Source organism: Streptomyces fulvorobeus, assembly GCF_013167895.1.
Classification (GTDB): Bacteria; Actinomycetota; Actinomycetes; order Streptomycetales; family Streptomycetaceae; genus Streptomyces; species Streptomyces fulvorobeus.
In genome coordinates, this window is the sequence record NZ_BLWC01000001.1 from 1,899,379 (window position 1) to 1,912,519 (window position 13,141).

The window sequence follows — 13,141 nt, forward strand, 5'->3', positions numbered from 1 at the left end:
CCGCCCGGCTGTGGGCCGGGCGGCCGATGTTCGGTCAGACGACGGTGGGCTGCGGGGCTGGCACGCGGATGTCGTCGGCGGTGAGGTCGCCGTGCCGCATGGCGAGGGCGACGGCCTGGGCACGGTCGTGGGCGCCCAGGACGCCGTACGCGTTGGCGAGCAGCCGGTTGACGGTGGCGGAGCTGATGCCGAGACAGCGGCCGATCTGGGCGTTCGTGTTGCCGTTGGCGACAAGGACGAGAACCTCGCGCTGGCGGGTGGTGAGTGCTCGGGGTGCGCTCACAGGTAGCTCCCTACGGGGACGGTTTCGATGGGTCGGGGCTGGGGGTCGGGGGTCTCGTCGTCTTCGCACGGGCAGGTCCCGGCGTCGTCGTCGTAGTGGCAGCTGTCCGACCAGAGGCAGGGAGGCGGTCCGCTCATCGCTGCCGCCTGCGCCGTGCGGCCCTCTGGTGCCGTGCGGTGTCCCACTGGTCGAGGAGCGCGGCGAGGACGAAGCACACGGCGCACAGCGCGAACGCCGGGGCGTGGGCGGTCAGCGCGCGGATCACGGCTTCGTCTCCTCGGCCGGGGCGGGGGCGGCGCGCGGGCTGTTGTCCTGCTGCGGGTAGCAGGTCTGGTAACCGCCGGGGATGTGGACCCAGCGCGGGGTGTACGTGCCGAACCCGGGGTCGCCCCGGTCCTCGACCTCCAGCCCGCAGTGCACGCACTTCGTCTTCTCGGCCGGGGCGGGGGTGGGGTCGTGGGATTCGTCGGTCATGCAGGCGATGCACGGGTTCGTGCACGGGGCGGCCGTGGCCTGCTGCTCGGGGCGACGGGTACAGGTGCAGTCGCCGGACCCGATCCCCCGATGCCGTTCAGTCCGACGCACCCTTCCCACTTGTCGTGCCACTCGGTGGGGTGCCCGCAGTGCCCGCAGGTGGGTTGCTGCGCCCAGACGGCCGTCTCATCTGAGAGAAGGGCGTAGCGGGTGGCCTCCGCGTGGTAGGCGGATCGGTAGTGCGGATTGAATGTGGCTTCTGCTGTCCGGCGCAGGTCCTTGGAAACTTCGCGGAGGATCGCGGCCCGGTCGGCGGCGGGCGCCGCCATGGTGTCTGCCTGCTCGGTGCCGCCGAGGATGCGGCGGGCCGGGGCTTGGCCGACTGCGGCGAGGCACGCGGCGATGACGACCGAAACCGGGGTGTCAGACGGGAAGTCGACGTTCCAGCCGTCCTTGCTGACGGCCGAGTCGTAGCAGTCATTGCTGATCGCCCAGCAGGCTCCGTCCTTCTGCAAGATCTCCAGCGGGTTGTCGTCGGCGCCGGTCCATCCGGCGGCTTCGAGGGCTTCGGTCACGATCAGCCAGTCATCTGCAACCGTCGGAATCGTGTCGGCGCCTGTGGTGGTGGTCATGTGCCCCTCCTGGGGGTGGTGTGCGGGTGATGGGATGCTGAGCGTGGGCCGGCCCGGGTCGAACGGGCCGGCCTGCTCGTGTGTCACGGGGCGGTGAGTTCGTCGGCCCAGTAGGCGGCGGGCATCTGGTCGGGGTCGCCGTCGAGGAGCACGCCGTAGGTGTCGGCGGCCGTGGTCGGCAGGCCGGTGATGGTGCCGCCCGTACCGGCGGGGGCGCTGTGCGCTCCGGGCCACGCGGCGGGGGCGTCGACGGTGGTGATGATGCGCTGGCCGAGGGTGAAGATCATGGGGCTGCTCCTGGTGAGGTCGAGTTGTCCGGGGATGACCGCGGGCGGGGGCTGGTCGAGGAGCGCGCGGGTGCAGTCCTCACGGGGCCGCCCTGCGGTGCGTCATGGGCCGGGGCAGTACGGCGGGAACCTTGGGTTGCCGGCCCGGCAGGCGGGGCAGTCCTCGGCGTCGATGCCCTTGGCCAGGTGCGTCGGCGGGGGGAAGGGCCACTGAAACCGGGGGCACGCGCAGGTGCGAATGACGCAGCCGATGTCGTACACGTGCCAGTTCAGGAAGTGGCCGCAGCCTTTGCACGGGGTGGCGCGTGGCCAGGCGAGGATGCTGGCGCCCAGAGCTTCCGGTCCGGGGGTGGGGTGGGCCTCAGACTCCGAAGCGAACAGGGTGAGTTGGTGGTGCATGGGTTCGGTCACGCGGCGGCTCCGGTGTGGTGTGATGGGCGGATGGCCGGGCCTGGTACGAAGGCCCGGCCTTCATGCGGCAGAGGCGAGTAGGCCGTCGAGGATCGAAGTAGCGTGTGCCGTGTCGATCAGGTCCGCGATTTCACCGGCCGTGGCCTGCTTCGGTACCGCGATACCTCGGCGGCGACACAGGCCGAGTTGGCGAGGGCTGGGCTTCCCCGCACGCCAGCGGGCCCCGCGGCTGACGAACGCTTCAGGGGCGAGCACGCGCGCCTGGTGTTCCAACCACGCCAGCGCGTCACCAAGCGGCCGGGCCACGTCTTCGCGGGGCGGCTGGACACCGCCCTCGGCGGTCCAGCGGCGCATCCGGTACAGGCGGTCTTCGGGGTCCCTGGCCAGGAACAGGAGCATCGCCGCAGAGGCGCGGATGAACCATGTGCCGGCGGGCGTGCGCAGCCAGCAGATCGACGAGCCACCGAAGAGGTTGATCTCCTCGGCCTTCACCTGCGCGGCCAGGGCGCGGCGCTGCTCGGTCGCCTGGTGCGCCTCGGCGACCTGCCGCAGGCTCCGGCCCTCTTGGGCCTGCCCGATCTCCCGTTCGGTGAGGTCGACCATCGACGCCAGCTTGTGGCGGCTTGCGGCTCCCATCACGTCCAGGAGCAGCGCGTCCTTCTTCCCAGGCGCCGGGCGCAGACCGCGGCCGACCATCTGCACGTAGAGGCCGGGGCTCTTGGTCGGTCGGGCCACCACCACGCACGAGGTATGCGGGGCGTCGAACCCCTCGGTGAGCACCATGCAGTTGGTGAGGACCTGCACGTCCCCGGACGCGTACCGGGCCAGGGTCGCGCGCCGCTCATCCCTACCCATGTCGCCCCAGACCGGGGCCGCGCTGATGCCCGCAGCCCGCAGTGAGGCCGCGGCGCCTTGCGCGGTCGCCACGGTCGGTGTGAAGACCACGCCGGGCCGGTCGCTGGCGTGGTCGGCGTATGCCTTGGCGATGGCGTCCAGTGCGCCGGAGTCCTCCAGTGCCTTGCCGAGCTGGCCGTCGACCAGGTCGCCGCCGCGGGTCTTCACCTTGTTCAGGTCGAGGGTGTCGACGGTGATGGACTTGCCGCGGACGTCGCACAGGTAGCCGTCGCTGATCATGTCGAGGATGTCCATGCGGAAGACGACTTCCTCCCACACCTCGGCCAGGCCGCCGTCCGTGCGGGTCATGGTCGCGGTGAAGCCAGCAACTGGCACGCCGTCCCAGGCTCCGAAGTGGCGGAGGACGTCCATGTAGGTGCGGGCCGCAGCATGGTGGCACTCGTCCACGATGATCAGCCCGATATCGCGGATTGCCTCGCGGCGGCGGGCAACGGCCAGCGTCTGGACGCTCGCCACGATCACGTCCGCGTCGTGATGGTCGTCTCGCTGGGCCTTGACGATGCCGACGCGCAGCATCGGGTCGACGGCGAGCAGCTTGGAAGCGGCCTGCTCGATCAGCTCCTCCCGGTGGGCGACGACGAGGACTCGTCGTCCGCCGAGGCTGTCGAGCATCTGGTGGGCCAGGGTGCTGAAGACGACGGTCTTGCCGGCGCCGGTCGGGAGGACGACGGCCAGCCGGTTGGTGCCGGCGGCCCAGCCGGTTCGCAGGGCCTCGATGGCGTCGAGCTGGTACGGGCGAGGGGCAAAGGTGCTACTCAAGAGGTCACCTCGGTTTCGGTTTGCTGGGTGTTTGCGGGGAGTGCGGGGACCTGGGACAGCTCTGCGGGGACTCCCGGCAAGTGCTTGAGTGGTGCTGATCAGCGGTTTTGCGGGGATGCGGGGACCTGCGGGGACTTGGAAAGTTCACTGATGTCAAGAAGCTGTTGCACTGTTGATCGATGACGCACAGCGCATGTGATGCGCGATGCATGTGAGAAGCGCGCGGTATATGGGGAAGCGGGGTAGGCCCCCGCAGGTCCCCGCGTCCCCGCATCAGTGCAGGTGGTCTGCTGTGCGGGGATCTGCTGAAGTCCCCGCACAGGTCCCCGCAGAGTCCCCGCACTCCCTGCAGAGCGGCGGCTCATGACTCGTGCCGTCCGGCGCCGCGGTCGGCATGGACATCGACTCGCCACAGGTTCTGCTTCCGGTGACTGTCGACGACCATCACGACCTTGTGGACCCCGAAGTAGCGGCCCTGCCTGGCCTTGAGCCAGATGCCCAGTTGGTTGGCGCTCGGCGGCTCGTCGCCCTTGCGGGGAACGTGGTTAGGCAATCCCTTGATCACTGCGCCGGTTGCCACCGCTTCGGCGCCGTACGTGTCGCGCCACATCTCCAGGAAGAGGGACCACTCCTGCTGCTCGTCGTCCTGGTTCTCGGCGTCGGCGGTGTCGGCCATCCAGCCCTCGACGCCCAGGTAGTGGAGTAGGCCCGCCATCATGGAGGCCCATTCGCTGTAGTCGCCCTTGCGGACGCGGACGATGGGCGCGCCTGCAGCCAGCCAGGCCCGGACGAACGTGACGAGCGCGGCAACCAGGGTGGAGGCGTTGGCGCGCAGCCACGGGCGGAGGTCACCGACGCGGAACCCATCGCGCTGGTCGGGATCAGGGCAGTCCGGGTCGAGGCGCACCCACAGGATGCGGCGCTTGTTGTCGCCGCCGGTCCGCAGCGCGTTGCCGGTGACCACCCACAGCCGGTCGTTCCGCATGGTGACCTTGCCGGTGGCCCCGAGGATGCGGTCGCCCCAGTGCTCCCCGGTGAGGAGAGCGGAGAGAATCGACGTTTTCAGGACGAAACCGTTCGGCAGGTTGTCGAACACGACGACAGGGGACCCGGTGCCGTACAGCTGCGTCGTGATCGACTTCCGGAGTTCGGTGTCGTTCTCGGGCCATGCCGTGTCCGCCGTGCCGTAGCAGTACTTGAGGATGTCCTTCAACAGAGTCTTGCCGCTGCCGGCTGCCGTCGCGGTGATGGCCACCATCTGGGTCGGTCCGTGGAAGTACGCGCGCAGGATCGGGGTGAGCAGCGCGCCGAGGAAGTTCGCCCTGTCGCTCGGCTTCACCCACGGGAAGTCGTGCAGGACGTCGCCGAGCACGATGCTCTTCGCCCGATCCAGGCTGTCTTTGGTCACCTGCGGCTGAAGGCGGCGCAGCGGGACCCGGGGCTCCAAGTAGAGGCCGGTGGCCCGGTCGTACCCCGGGGACTCCAGGAGGCTGCCGTCGGGCCGGATCACGGGTGAGGTGACGACGCCACGGAGGAGAGGGAGGGGCCAGTCCTTGCGGCCGAGGACTGTGGCGCAGCTCTTCGGCATGAGGAGCTCCCGGTGTTCCTCCATCTGTTCAGTGAGGGGGTTGCGCTTCAGGATGAAGCTGGAGACGTGGTCGGCGAGGTAGGCCCGGAGGTTGTCGGAGCCGAGCTGCTGGACTACGGGGTCGTCGTTGTCGTCGCGGTACACCCAGCACGGCCCGCCGGACCTCTTGTAGAGGTCGGGCAGGCGGCCTTCCCCCATGAGCGCGAGGACGCCGTCGATGCCGTCGGCTTCGTTCGTGATGTCCAGCTCGGGACGGGCAGAGACGGCGCGCAGTTGCGGGCCGCCCTCGAACCCGTCCTGCGGATCGGGAGCGTGGCCAGGGTCCAGTGCAGACGAGCCGTCGGAGAAGGGCTGTGCCTGGGCCGGGACGGAGGACAGCCGTCTGCGCGTGGGTGCGCTTCCGTACCCGTCGTCGCGGAGCGCGGCGGCGGCTGCCTTGTGATTGCCACGGTGGTGGAGGTGCGCGTAGGCGCCGAACTTGCTGTACGGCGTCTCAGCCAGGAACTCAGAGCTGGTGGTGAAGACGTACAACCGGTCCGCGTCCCCGCGGCCTGTGGTGGCCTTTACACCGCCCTTTCCGTCGGCCCACCCCCAGTAGGTGATGCCTCCGCGCGTGGTCACCGGGCTGAAGATTCCGTCCAGGATCTTCGCCCAGTCCGCGCGCCGCTCGAAGTCGTCACCAGGGCGGAGACCACCGTCGGGCAGCGGAGGCAGGGCTTTGCCGGTTGTCTTCGGGGACTCCGCCTTCGGGAGCGCGTCAACCATCCGGCAGATCTCGTGGATGGAGTCCAGGCGCTCGGCACTGATGGTGGGGATGGTGGCTGGTCCGCCCGCGATCCGACGATAGGGGCGGCCGGTGGCGTGCACGGTGCCGCTGGACGGTTCGACTAGCCCGTAACCGCCCTCGCCGCGCGTCTCGATCTGCACGCGGACGATGCGGCTGGCGGGCTTCTCCGCCAGGCGCTGCTTCTCCTCCAGCGTGTACTCCTCCGGACGAGCCAGGCGGCTGGCCAGCTTCATGTTGCCGCTGACCGGCGTGCCTTCGAGCCGGACGCGGAAGTGCCGGCCCCCGGACGGCGACTCGCTCGCCCAGCCGGTGAGGATGGCCTGCCATTCTTCACCGAGGCCGGACGCCTGCATGATCTCGGTGACCTCCTCGAGGAGGTCCTCCTCGATGGCGGTGCCCTCAAACTCGATCAGCTCGATGCCGCCGGAAGTGGCGCCGTACGCCACGGCGATACCGGCAGCCTTCCCGGCCGGGAACCAGGCGTCGTGATCCTCCGGGGTGGAGCGGGTCACCTTGTACGGGGTCCAGGAACGGACGGCGGGAGCCTTGCTGCCATCGGCCTTGATGGGGAGCACGCACAGCCCGCAGTCGTCGTACTCGCGGGCCGCGGCCCGCATGTCGGGTGTCCGCTCATCGGTCACTGGTGGTTCTCCTGGAGTGCGGGGCAGACGGAGCGGTGGGTGTCCCTGGCGGTCGCGGTGAAGGCGGCGACGGCGGCGGGGCCGGTGACGATGTCGCTGCGGTAGCCGCAGCGGTCGCACAGGTACCGGGCGCGGGCCGGGTGGTTTTCGTAGTCCCGGTGGTTGCCGAAGTCGACGACGAGGTTGGCCACGACTCGGGCCTGGGCCGGACGGCCGGGGGCGGTGGGCACCCCGGCCGTCGCGGCGGACTGGGGCAGGCTCACGGCTGGGCCGCCTCGGTGGTGTCGGGCATCAGGCCGAGGTACCGCTGGAGGTCGACGGTCCGCACCTTGCGGCGGCGGCCGAGGCGGACAACCTCGAACGGGAGTCGGTTCTCGGCCGCCAGCTGGTACGTGGTGGACTCGGCCAGTCCAAGGGCCTCGCCGACTGTCGGCCAGAGCGGGACGAGGGCGGGCAGTGCGTACAGCTCGGCGATCGTGAGAGGTGTCGTCATGACGACACCGCCTGGCGGCGCTGCAGGATGCGTGCCGTACGTCCGTCGCGTATCCACAGGACGCCGAGGTCAACGCCTATACGGTCGGCTACGGCTTGCGCGACGGGCTCGGACACCGTCTGCTGCTTGCCGGTCAGAAGGTCACCGATGGTGCTGTGGTGCACCTCGGCCGCGTCAGCGAGCCCTCGGATACTGACGGGGCGCCCATCGCCAGTGCGCTTCATCAGCGTGCGGAGAGTGTCAGCGGCTGCCAGTCGGTACTTGATCTCGATCTCGCTCAATGCGGTCACCTCATGCGTTGCGCTGTTCATCTCGATGAACAGAAGCCTTGCACGAACCCCGACGTTTTGTCTATCTCGATGAACAGCCCAGTCGCGTTCCGGCCGCCAGCGAGACGCCCTCCGGCCAACAACCGCCCCCCGGGTGGCGGCCCATGTCTATCTACATAGACAATCTGTCGGTGGTGCTTCACGCGCGAGCGCCGCTGAGCTGGAAATCGTCACGCGCGCACCCCCGGAGAGATAGACACCGAGCTGTAACGGAGTGGCAGGATGAACACCATGGTGGATTCGCCGACTCGAACCGATCTCGCCGATCTTGTGCGAACACGGCGCCAGGACCTGGGGCTCAGCCTGCGGAAGCTGGCCGAACGGTGCGTCGACCCCGAGGACCCGGGCGAGCCGCTGTGGAAGTTCGGCGTCTTGCACCGCCTGGAGAAGGGGCTACCGATTCTCCGACCGAGCGAGCCCGAGTCCCGCGCGCTCGCGGCCGGTCTTCGCCTTCCTGTAGACGACGTGAAGGCGGCCGCCGCCGCCCAGTTCCTCGGCATCGTCACCGACGCGCCGGCCCCGGCATCGACCATCGACACTGTTTGGTCCGAGGACCACAAGACGCGAGCGATGGTCCGGGACTACGAGTCGATGAGCCCGGAGGACCAGGAGAAGGTTCGGCAACTGATGCGAGCCTGGAGCACCCGCCCCGCCAGTGAAGTTAACGGTGAGTAATGTCAAAGTAACCCCTGGCGCTCCGTGGGACCTGTGGGCATGATGGGGTTTCTGCCGGGGGGTGGAATGAACAGCTCCGTTCGCACATTCGAACGCGTGTGCGGCAGCCGTGGGGGTTCCAAGTGCACAAGGTCAAGGTCAATCCGGCGGCACAGTTCAGCCTGACGGTAGGGACGAGGGGGGAGATCTCGCCACGGAGAGTCTGCCGCCTTGTAGAACGGGACGGGTCTGCCACCGTCTACATTCGGCGGGGGCACACCGCTGAGCGCCTGCGCGACGCCATGAACGAATTCCTGCGCGTCCTCCTGGAGGTCGACGGCAGATGGGCCCAGACATGGGACCGCGACGCCGACCGAATTGAGCGCCCGCCGCTCGGGCTGGGCATAGCAGAGATCGAGTGGCGGATCGCCCCCGACGCCCTTCTCCCGAGCGGTGTGCCATGCGTACCGCTTGAAGAGCGGGGCCGTTTTATCTGGGCGATCCGCGGCGGCCTCGCCAGTCCAGAGGTCATCGCCGAAATGAACCGGTACTTCAAGCGTCTGGCCGGTGATGGGCTCTGGGTCCAGCGGTGGCCAGGAGCGAACCCAACGCACAACTAACGGCCCGGCCCCCGGCATCGCCGGGGGCCGCCGTGCTTTCCCCGCCGCACGCGCAGACTGAGGCGAGGACCAAGGAGGCACATATGAAGGGCTCGACATACCGCCGCTGCTACTGCCGCAGCACGGACGGGACCGCGCTGGGCAAGAGCTGCCCACAGCTATCGTCCCGACGGCACGGGGTGTACGCCGTACGGCAGGAGCTGCCCGCCCGCGGGGACGGGACACGCCGCTCGTTCTCCCGATCCGGGTACGACACGGCGAAGAAGGCGCAGGAGGACCTCGACCGGGTCCGCGCCCTCCTCGACCTCCCAGACGGTGACGACGCCGACGGCCAGGTCCGCATCGGGGACCTGCTGGAGAACGTCAGTAAGGACAAGAAGGCGCCGCTGCCCGACCTGGAGCAGACCCGGCGCCGCTTCCGTGCCGGGCAGTCACTGACCAGCAAGCTCACCGTTGGGGACTGGCTGGACGAGTGGCTGGAGGCGAAGCGCCGGAAAAAGACCACGCTCACCGGGTACGCCTCCCACATTCGCGTGCACCTGCGGCCGCGCATCGGGCACCTACAGCTGGACCGGCTGAACGTCGGGCACCTGGTGGAACTGTTCGACGCCATCAACGACTCCAACGAGGCGATCGAGGCGCAGAACCAGGAGCGGCGCGAGCAGGAGCAGCGGGCCACGTGGGGCAAGCGCTCCCGGCCTCCGGAGTCGGAGACTGCTCGGTTGGCTGCGGAGCGGGCGAAGCTGGCCGAGATGCCTCCGTACCGTCGGGTCACGGGGCCGGCCACCCAGCAGCGGATCCGGGCGACGCTGCGGTCCGCGCTGAACTCGGCGATCTCGAACCAGATGCTGACGTTCAATCCGGCGTCGCACGTCGAGCTGGCCTCGGGGAAGCGGCCGAAGGCGTTGTTGTGGACCGCCGAGCACGTCGAGCGGTGGCGCGAGACCGGTGAGAAGCCGTCCGGGGTGATGGTGTGGACACCGGAGCAGGTAGGCCAGTTCCTCGACCACGCCGAAGGAGACCGGCTGTACGCGCTGTTCTGCCTGATCGCGTTCCGGGGGCTGCGCCGTGGTGAGGCGGTCGGGCAGAGCTGGGCGGACATCGACGTCGTCAACGGAACGCTGCGTGTGTCGAAGACGATCATTCAGGACGGGTGGACTCCCGTGGAGAGCCTTCCGAAGACGGAGGACAGCCAGGCCGTCATCGCGCTGGGCCCGGCCATGGTCGAGATCTTGCGGGAGCACCGAGTACGTCAGCGCGCGGAGCGGGCCGAATGCGAGGAGTGCCGTCTGCCGTGGACGGACACCGGTAAGGCGTTCGTCCAAGAGGACGGAACATGGCTGCACCCGGAGAAGGTCAGCGACGTCTTCCGCCGGCTGACGCGAGAGGCGGACCTGCCGCCGATCAACCTGCGGGACCTGCGCCACGTGGCGGCGACGCTGATCCATGCCGGTGGTGGCGACCTCCACGCGATCAAGGAGACGTTGCGGCACGGGACGATCCAGCTGGCCGGTGACACGTACACGAGCCTGCTGCCCCAGGTCGATCAGGAAGTGGCGAGGAAAGCCGAGTCGGTAGTTCCCCGCGCCCGTCGTTCGGGGTCTACTGACACATCCGCTCACGCACCGCTCACGCAGCAGCTCTGAAACGATGAAGCGCCCCACCTGGTCTAAACCAGTCTGGGGCGCTCGGATGCAGGTCAGAACGTTTCTGCCAACCTGCCTACTGGTGGGGCGGGTGGGACTCGAACCCACGGCCGACGGATTATGAGTCCGCTGCTCTAACCGGCTGAGCTACCGCCCCGTATCGGCGTGGCGCGTACAAGTGTGCGCGCCGTCTGCCGCAGCATAGCCGGTCATACGATCTCTCGCTTCGGGTGGCCGGCTCCGCATGACCATGAGGACTGCGGTGACGCCTGCCCGGTTCCGGCCGCCGCGAAGTGTCCACGAAAGAGTCGTCGCGGGGCCCCGTCCGGGGGTGTGAGCGGTCGGTCGGGGTACGCGAAAAAGGGCCCCGAGGGGCCCTTCTCCGTTCTGCTCCCCCGACTGGACTCGAACCAGTAACCCTCCGGTTAACAGCCGAATGCTCTGCCAATTGAGCTACAGGGGACCGCGCTCCCCCGACTGGACTCGAACCAGTAACCTGCCGGTTAACAGCCGGCTGCTCTGCCAATTGAGCTACAGGGGATTGTGGCGTTGCCTCGAAACGACCTGCCTGGCGGCTGCCGGGCGGCGCGTGTTCGCTGCGACACATACATTAGCGCAAGCAGGGGGGTGCTCCGCCAATCGGTTCCGCCCGGGGTGATCCCGGCGAGCCCGGGTAGGCGGGTAACCACACGTCGCACGGAGCGCACGGAGCGAAGGAAGGGTGGCAGCCATGCGGTACCGGCTCACATTCATCGCCGGACTGGCCCTCGGTTACGTGCTCGGCACGCGAGCCGGGCGCGAGCGGTACGAGCAACTGAAGAGGTCCGCGCAGCAGCTGGCCCAGAATCCCGCCGTCCGGAACGCCGCCGAGTCGGCCGCCCAGGGCGGGCGGGAGTTCGCCGGCAAGGCGTATCACTCGGTGAGCGAGAAGGTCGGTGACGTCGGCGACCGGGTGCCCGCGTCGGTGGCCGACCGGGTGCGTTCGCTGCGGGACCGCAGCGAGCGGAACGGCAGCGACGACTGGGGTACGACCAACACCTAGCCGGGCCGGGAGCGCCCGCGCCGGGCGTCCTCGGCGCCCGGTGCGGGAAAGCTCAGCCGGTGCGGCAGAATCTATGTATGGGCATAGTCGCCGGCTTGGACAGTTCTTCCGCCTTCACTCACATCGTCGTCTGTGACACGGACACGGGCGCGGTGCTGCGGCAGGGGTACGCCGCACACCCCGTCGAGGCGAAGGCCAGCGAGGTCGATCCGCAGGTCTGGCTGCTCTCGCTCGGCGAGGCGGCCTCCGGCGGGCTGCTCGAAGGCGTGCAGGCCATCGGGGTCTCCGCCCAGCAGCACGGCCTCCTGCCCCTGGACCGCCAGGGCAATCTCGTACGCCCCGCGCTGCTCGGCAACGACCGGCGGGCGCAGGTAGCCGCGGCCGATCTGATCGACGGGCTGGGTGGGCGGCAAGCCTGGGCGGAGGCGGTCGGTGCCGTCCCGCAGGCCGCGCAGCCGGTGGCGAAGCTGCGCTGGCTGGCGCGGACCGAGCCGGAGAACGCGCAGCGCGTCGCCGCCGTCATGCAGCCGCACGACTGGCTGGTGTGGCAGCTGCTCGGCCGGCCGGCCCGGCGCACCACCGACCGCGGCGGCGCCTCGGGTACGGGGTACTGGTCGGCGGGTTCCGCCGCCTACCGCCCCGACCTCGTCGAGCTCGCGCTCGGCCACCAGGCGACGCTGCCCGAGGTGCTCGGCCCCTCGGAGTCCGCCGGGACCACGCCCGAGGGCTTGCTGATCTCCGCGGGTACGGGCGAGACGATGGCCGCCGCCTTCGGGCTCGGGGTCGCGGTCGGTGACGCGGTGGTGTCGCTGGGGGCCTCCGGTTCCGTGATGGCCGTGCACCACGAGGCCCTGGCCGATCCGACCGGGATGATCACCTCGTTCGCCGACGCCACCGGAATGCACCTGCCGGTCGTCCACACCTCCAACGCGGTGCGCGCCCTGCGCGGAACCGCCGAGATGCTGGGCGTGGAAGGGCTGGACGAACTGTCCGCGCTGGCCCTGAAGTCGACGACGGGCGCCTCCGGACTCGTACTCCTGCCGTATCTGGAGGGTGAGCGCACGCCCCAGCTGCCGAACACCGCGGGAACGCTGAGCGGGCTGCGCCGGGAGTCGATGAAGCCGGAGCATCTGGCGCGGGCGGCGTTCGAGGGGATGCTGTGCTCGCTGGCCGACGCGCTGGACGTACTGCGGCGCCGGGGGGTGGAGGTGCGGCGGGTGTTCCTGCTGGGGGCCGCGGCCGAACTGCCCGCCGTCCAGGCGATGGCGCCCGCGGTGTTCGGTACGCAGGTCGTCGTGCCGCAGCCCGCCGAGTACGCGGCGCTGGGCGCGGCCCGGCAGGCGGCCTGGGCGCTGGGTGTCTCGCAGGGGACGCTCGACCCGCGTACTCCCCCGGCCTGGCAGGGCGCCGCCGCCCAGGTGCTGGAGCCGGGCGAGGAGCTGGCGGCCGGGCGGGCCGTGCGTCAGCAGTACGGGGCGACCCGGGACCAGATCCATCCCGGGGCCTTCGACGGTTCCGCCTGAGACGAGCCTCGCGTGCGGCGCCTCTCGCCGGGTGACTCCTGTATGACGCCGCTGTAT

16 protein-coding genes and 3 tRNA genes are annotated in these 13,141 nt (G+C 69.7%); 5 read left to right on the forward strand and 14 right to left on the reverse strand.

Features of this window, described 5'->3' with window-relative positions; all coding sequences use genetic code 11:
- Positions 1 to 34: 34 nt before the first annotated feature.
- The 11 genes from Sfulv_RS08680 to Sfulv_RS08725 all read right to left on the reverse strand — a co-directional run bounded on the left by Sfulv_RS08680 (position 35) and on the right by Sfulv_RS08725 (position 7,581).
- Positions 35 to 283, reverse strand: a complete 249-nt coding sequence (locus Sfulv_RS08680) for a response regulator transcription factor (protein WP_173313150.1) — start codon at positions 281 to 283, stop codon at positions 35 to 37.
- Positions 280 to 420 (reverse strand): hypothetical protein, encoded by a 141-nt coding sequence (locus Sfulv_RS08685; RefSeq protein ID WP_173313151.1) that lies wholly within the window; start codon positions 418 to 420, stop codon positions 280 to 282. The genes Sfulv_RS08680 and Sfulv_RS08685 overlap by 4 nt, the downstream gene beginning before the upstream one ends.
- Positions 417 to 548 carry a hypothetical protein gene (locus tag Sfulv_RS30210; protein ID WP_256668840.1) on the reverse strand — a complete coding sequence of 44 codons (132 nt, stop codon included), beginning with the start codon at positions 546 to 548 and terminating at the stop codon, positions 417 to 419. The genes Sfulv_RS08685 and Sfulv_RS30210 overlap by 4 nt, the downstream gene beginning before the upstream one ends.
- Entirely contained in the window at positions 545 to 757 is a 213-nt protein-coding gene (locus Sfulv_RS08690) for a hypothetical protein (protein ID WP_173313152.1), read from the reverse strand. The genes Sfulv_RS30210 and Sfulv_RS08690 overlap by 4 nt, the downstream gene beginning before the upstream one ends.
- The gene (locus Sfulv_RS08695) at positions 754 to 1,389 is read right to left on the reverse strand and encodes a hypothetical protein (protein ID WP_173313153.1); all 636 of its coding nucleotides are present in this window, start codon (positions 1,387 to 1,389) and stop codon (positions 754 to 756) included. Before Sfulv_RS08695 ends, Sfulv_RS08690 begins: the two co-directional genes overlap by 4 nt.
- Before the next feature lie 83 nt (positions 1,390 to 1,472).
- A complete protein-coding gene (locus Sfulv_RS08700; RefSeq protein WP_173313154.1) occupies positions 1,473 to 1,676 on the reverse strand; it encodes a hypothetical protein in 204 nt (67 codons plus the stop codon).
- Between the two features lie 471 nt (positions 1,677 to 2,147).
- Positions 2,148 to 3,761 (reverse strand): DEAD/DEAH box helicase, encoded by a 1,614-nt coding sequence (locus tag Sfulv_RS08705; protein ID WP_173313155.1) that lies wholly within the window; start codon positions 3,759 to 3,761, stop codon positions 2,148 to 2,150.
- 361 nt (positions 3,762 to 4,122) lie between these two features.
- The gene (locus Sfulv_RS08710; protein ID WP_173313156.1) at positions 4,123 to 6,777 is read right to left on the reverse strand and encodes a bifunctional DNA primase/polymerase; all 2,655 of its coding nucleotides are present in this window, start codon (positions 6,775 to 6,777) and stop codon (positions 4,123 to 4,125) included.
- Complete coding sequence (locus tag Sfulv_RS08715; protein ID WP_173313157.1) at positions 6,774 to 7,040, reverse strand: hypothetical protein; 267 nt, start codon at positions 7,038 to 7,040, stop codon at positions 6,774 to 6,776. Before Sfulv_RS08715 ends, Sfulv_RS08710 begins: the two co-directional genes overlap by 4 nt.
- Entirely contained in the window at positions 7,037 to 7,270 is a 234-nt protein-coding gene (locus Sfulv_RS08720) for a helix-turn-helix domain-containing protein (RefSeq protein ID WP_173313158.1), read from the reverse strand. The genes Sfulv_RS08715 and Sfulv_RS08720 overlap by 4 nt, the downstream gene beginning before the upstream one ends.
- Positions 7,267 to 7,581 (reverse strand): helix-turn-helix domain-containing protein, encoded by a 315-nt coding sequence (locus Sfulv_RS08725; RefSeq protein ID WP_256668841.1) that lies wholly within the window; start codon positions 7,579 to 7,581, stop codon positions 7,267 to 7,269. The genes Sfulv_RS08720 and Sfulv_RS08725 overlap by 4 nt, the downstream gene beginning before the upstream one ends.
- 249 nt (positions 7,582 to 7,830) lie before the next feature.
- On the opposite strand from Sfulv_RS08725, the gene Sfulv_RS08730 reads away from it, so the two are divergent.
- From Sfulv_RS08730 to Sfulv_RS08740, 3 genes are all read left to right on the forward strand, one after another.
- A complete protein-coding gene (locus Sfulv_RS08730) occupies positions 7,831 to 8,274 on the forward strand; it encodes a helix-turn-helix domain-containing protein (RefSeq protein WP_173313159.1) in 444 nt (147 codons plus the stop codon).
- Positions 8,275 to 8,396: 122 nt separating this feature from the next.
- Positions 8,397 to 8,873, forward strand: coding sequence for a hypothetical protein (locus Sfulv_RS08735; protein WP_173313160.1), 477 nt, complete (start codon positions 8,397 to 8,399; stop codon positions 8,871 to 8,873).
- 83 nt (positions 8,874 to 8,956) lie between these two features.
- Positions 8,957 to 10,519 carry a site-specific integrase gene (locus Sfulv_RS08740; RefSeq protein ID WP_173313161.1) on the forward strand — a complete coding sequence of 521 codons (1,563 nt, stop codon included), beginning with the start codon at positions 8,957 to 8,959 and terminating at the stop codon, positions 10,517 to 10,519.
- A gap of 80 nt (positions 10,520 to 10,599) precedes the next feature.
- On the opposite strand, the gene Sfulv_RS08745 is transcribed toward Sfulv_RS08740, so the two are convergent.
- From Sfulv_RS08745 to Sfulv_RS08755, 3 genes are all read right to left on the reverse strand, one after another.
- Positions 10,600 to 10,676: transfer RNA gene (locus tag Sfulv_RS08745), tRNA-Ile, on the reverse strand.
- A 233-nt stretch (positions 10,677 to 10,909) separates the two neighbouring features.
- Positions 10,910 to 10,982 (reverse strand) — tRNA-Asn (locus tag Sfulv_RS08750).
- A 5-nt stretch (positions 10,983 to 10,987) separates the two neighbouring features.
- Positions 10,988 to 11,060: transfer RNA gene (locus tag Sfulv_RS08755), tRNA-Asn, on the reverse strand.
- A 189-nt stretch (positions 11,061 to 11,249) separates the two neighbouring features.
- Between Sfulv_RS08755 and Sfulv_RS08760 the strand changes: the two genes are divergently transcribed.
- A complete protein-coding gene (locus Sfulv_RS08760) occupies positions 11,250 to 11,561 on the forward strand; it encodes a YtxH domain-containing protein (RefSeq protein WP_173313162.1) in 312 nt (103 codons plus the stop codon).
- A 77-nt stretch (positions 11,562 to 11,638) separates the two neighbouring features.
- A complete protein-coding gene (locus tag Sfulv_RS08765; RefSeq protein WP_173313163.1) occupies positions 11,639 to 13,084 on the forward strand; it encodes an FGGY family carbohydrate kinase in 1,446 nt (481 codons plus the stop codon).
- The last annotated feature ends 57 nt before the right edge of the window (positions 13,085 to 13,141 follow it).

Bases quoted from the DNA above. Each gene is read 5' to 3' on its own strand.
- Sfulv_RS08685 (WP_173313151.1), bottom strand. From the start codon at position 420: ATGAGCGGACCGCCTCCCTGCCTCTGGTCGGACAGCTGCCACTACGAC.
- Sfulv_RS08690 (WP_173313152.1), bottom strand. From the start codon at position 757: ATGACCGACGAATCCCACGACCCCACCCCCGCCCCGGCCGAGAAGACG.
- Sfulv_RS08695 (WP_173313153.1), bottom strand. From the start codon at position 1,389: ATGACCACCACCACAGGCGCCGACACGATTCCGACGGTTGCAGATGAC.
- Sfulv_RS08700 (WP_173313154.1), bottom strand. From the start codon at position 1,676: ATGATCTTCACCCTCGGCCAGCGCATCATCACCACCGTCGACGCCCCC.
- Sfulv_RS08720 (WP_173313158.1), bottom strand. From the start codon at position 7,270: ATGACGACACCTCTCACGATCGCCGAGCTGTACGCACTGCCCGCCCTC.
- Sfulv_RS08725 (WP_256668841.1), bottom strand. From the start codon at position 7,581: ATGAACAGCGCAACGCATGAGGTGACCGCATTGAGCGAGATCGAGATC.
- Sfulv_RS08730 (WP_173313159.1), top strand. From the start codon at position 7,831: ATGGTGGATTCGCCGACTCGAACCGATCTCGCCGATCTTGTGCGAACA.
- Sfulv_RS08740 (WP_173313161.1), top strand. From the start codon at position 8,957: ATGAAGGGCTCGACATACCGCCGCTGCTACTGCCGCAGCACGGACGGG.
- Sfulv_RS08760 (WP_173313162.1), top strand. From the start codon at position 11,250: ATGCGGTACCGGCTCACATTCATCGCCGGACTGGCCCTCGGTTACGTG.
- Sfulv_RS08765 (WP_173313163.1), top strand. From the start codon at position 11,639: ATGGGCATAGTCGCCGGCTTGGACAGTTCTTCCGCCTTCACTCACATC.